This is a genomic window from Synechococcus sp. WC101, from assembly GCF_047461555.1.
Lineage (GTDB): Bacteria > Cyanobacteriota > Cyanobacteriia > Thermostichales > Thermostichaceae > Thermostichus.
Genome location: NZ_JANSHG010000223.1, coordinates 1 through 2893, shown reverse-complemented (window position 1 = coordinate 2893; position 2893 = coordinate 1). Strand labels below are relative to the sequence as shown.

Here is a 2893-nt window from a genome sequence, read left to right as displayed (position 1 = left end):
GGCCCAGGCAGAGCAAACCATTGAGAAGCAAGAAGGAGCGCCCCAGCCAAGCAGAGGATCCAAGCCATAGTACCCCCTCATAGAACAGGGATCCAGCTAGAAGCAGATGGGAGGCCATGCCGATGGAGAAGCCGACAACCGCCCAACGCCAGCGCCGATGTCCCAGGAGCAGCACCATCAACAGCCCTGGGATCAACACGCTGGCAAACAAGGGGTTCAAGGCATTGGTCTGGGCTAAGGCCGTGCCCAGCTCCGGCAGGGAGCTCCCCGCCAATTGGAAGGGCCAGCGAGGGGCACCCACAATGGCCAGGCCCTGCAGCGGGAAGAGGCCGGCGCTGCCCAGCAGGATCCCTCCCAGGAGGGGCGCCGTTGCCAGCATGGGCTTGGGAGCCAGCCACCAGCGGATCAGCACCAGGATGATGTAGCCGCCCACCACCATCAGCAGCTTGGGCACCAGGGCAATCGGGCCGCCGTCAAACCAGAAGCGAGGGTTGAGGTAGCCGTTGTTGTTCAGGTATTGCAGGAAGTCCTTCAGCCACAGCAGCAGGGGGTTCTCCTCTTGCTGACCGGTGGCCCTGGCCAGCGCCTTGGCAGCATCCAGACGACCGGCGCCGTAGAAGTTCTGCTTGTCGCCGGGCACCGGGGTGGCCGACATCTTCAGCACCTCTTCCACCTTGTCCGGATCTTTGATGCCCTGAGCCTGGATCAGCGCTGCTACGCCGGCCACGTGGGGAGTGGCCATGCTGGTGCCTTGGAAGTAGGCAAAGACCGGCTCGTTGGGGTTGCGTCGGTTGATGGTCTGCTGCAGAATGCCGTGCTCAGGATGCTCGGGAGTCTTGGCCCCGCCGGGAGCGGCGATATCTACCCCAACCCCATAGTTGGAGTAGGGGGCTTTGCTGCCATCGGGCCCGGTGGCCGAGACGGCGATGACATGCGGGTAGCGGGCCGGGTAGCTCACCTGGCTTGAGTTTTCGTTGCCGGCGGCGGCGATGATCGTCACCCCTTTGCTGTGGGCATAGGCTACGGCCTCCTCCATCAGTCGGGCCGAAGCGCGGCTACCCAGGCTGAGGTTGATGATCGTGGCGCCGTGGTCGGCAGCATAGCGGATCCCTTCCACCACGTCTGACAGGGATCCAAAACCATTGGCATCCAGCACCCGCACCGGCATGATCTTGGCCTTGAAGGCAACCCCGGCCACGCCTAGGGTGTTGTTGGTGGATTGGGCGATGGTGCCGGCCACATGAGTGCCATGGCCGTTGAGGTCGGTGGGATCCTCATCGTCGTCCACGAAGTCGTAGCCCTGCACAAATTGCGTTTGGGCCAGATCCGGCACCCGCGTCACCCCGGTGTCCACCACGGCTACCGTCACCCCTTCTCCCTGGGAAATGTCCCAGGCTTCCGGCATGCGGATGGCTCGCAGGTTCCATTGCTGGGGATAGAGGGGATCGTCGGGCACAAAAGCCGCCTGAAATTGGTAATTGGGGTGGGCATACTCGACCAGGGCTTCCCGCGAGAGCCGTTTGATGAGCCGCCGTGTGGCTCCTGGATGTTCCGCATCCACATCGAACAGGTAGATAGCCTCCTGGCGGGCAAAAGCGCTGTTGCTGCTGGGTCGCAGCGGCAAATTGTAGGCTTTGGCAAGAGCAGCGATCTCAGTGGGAGTGGCCGTGTTGACAAAGTTGACCACGATGCTGTCGTAGGGGGTGGATCCCTTGCCGCAGGCCGTCAGCAGCAGTGCCATCAGGCCAGCGCAGCAGAGACCCAACCAGCGTCTGAAGTTCATCATGCACGCCCTCGGGATCCAAAATTGTTGCCACCAGTATGCCCTCTGGATGGGCAATTGACCAGAAAATCAGCACGCTGCGTCACGAGCCTGTTCCTGTTGCCAACTTTTTCGGGGGCCACTCAGAAAACCCAGAAAAAGGGATCCCTCTGGCCAAACGATTTGTCCCGATGCATGATGGATCTGTAAGAACTTGAAATACTTCTTAACACCAGTTCTCAGTATCTCGTCATCACAGCCAAGAGAGGAACCAGCATGAGCATCGGATGGCAACGGATACTGCGCGTCGGGGCAAGCTTTTGCCTGGGGCTGTGGATTTGGCTAGGTGGGGGATCCCCGCTCTGGGCCCAGCCTGCTTTGCCAGTGGTGGAGATGGAGTTGCCGCAGCCGCCGGTGCCGGTTTTGGATTTGGCGGATCAGTTGACCAGCAATCAGGAAGCACAACTGGCCGAGCATCTGAACCGGTTGGAGGAAGAAACGGGCTGGAAGCTGCGGGTGCTGACCCAGTTTGACCAAACCCCAGGCCGCCAAGTGAAAGAGTACTGGGGCCTGAACGAGCGCAGCGTTTTGATGGTGGCCGATCCCAGGGGAGGCAACTTGCTGGCCTTTAACGTGGGAGACGCGGTGCGGGAGATCCTGCCGCGTACCTTTTGGATTGAGCTGCAATCTCGCTTCGGCAACCAGTTCTACGTGCGAGAGCACGGCACTCAGCGCGCCATTTTGGAAACCGTTGACGTTTTGGATCGCTGTTTTCACCAAGGGGGCTGCCGTGTGGTGCCCGGACTGCCGCAGGAGCAGTGGATCCTGACGCTGCTCACCTCTATCTTGGGCGGGATCGTCTTCGGGTTTGCCGGCAAACCCCGCCACGCGGAGGAGCTGTTTAACTGGCGTTGGGCTTTGCTTATCTCTCCCTTGTGGTTCATTTTGTTTGGGGCCTTCGGCATCGGCCCGGTGATCACCCGCACCCAGGATTGGCTCCCGCTGGTGCGCAACATCCTGGGCTTTCTCGCAGGAGCCTTGGTGATCTACTTAGCCCCCATTGCCCAACCGGCAGCGGAGCAGCAGTAGCCGTCCTGCCAAGTTGAGGCTAAGCTCCCTTCCCCTCTCCCT

Annotated in this window: 2 protein-coding genes; one reads left to right on the top strand and one right to left on the bottom strand. The window is 61.1% G+C overall.

What is annotated here, in order from left to right:
• The coding region (locus tag NW809_RS11715; protein WP_414402210.1) for a S8 family serine peptidase at nucleotides 1-1786 on the bottom strand (1786 nt) is incomplete at its 3' end.
• 369 nt (nucleotides 1787-2155) lie between these two features.
• Between NW809_RS11715 and NW809_RS11710 the strand changes: the two genes are divergently transcribed.
• A complete protein-coding gene (locus NW809_RS11710; RefSeq protein ID WP_011431197.1) occupies nucleotides 2156-2851 on the top strand; it encodes a TPM domain-containing protein in 696 nt (231 codons plus the stop codon).
• The last annotated feature ends 42 nt before the right edge of the window (nucleotides 2852-2893 follow it).

What these genes read in the sequence shown, in the direction of transcription:
- NW809_RS11710 (WP_011431197.1), top strand. Translation starts at nt 2,156, where the DNA reads ATGGAGTTGCCGCAGCCGCCGGTGCCGGTTTTGGATTTGGCGGATCAG.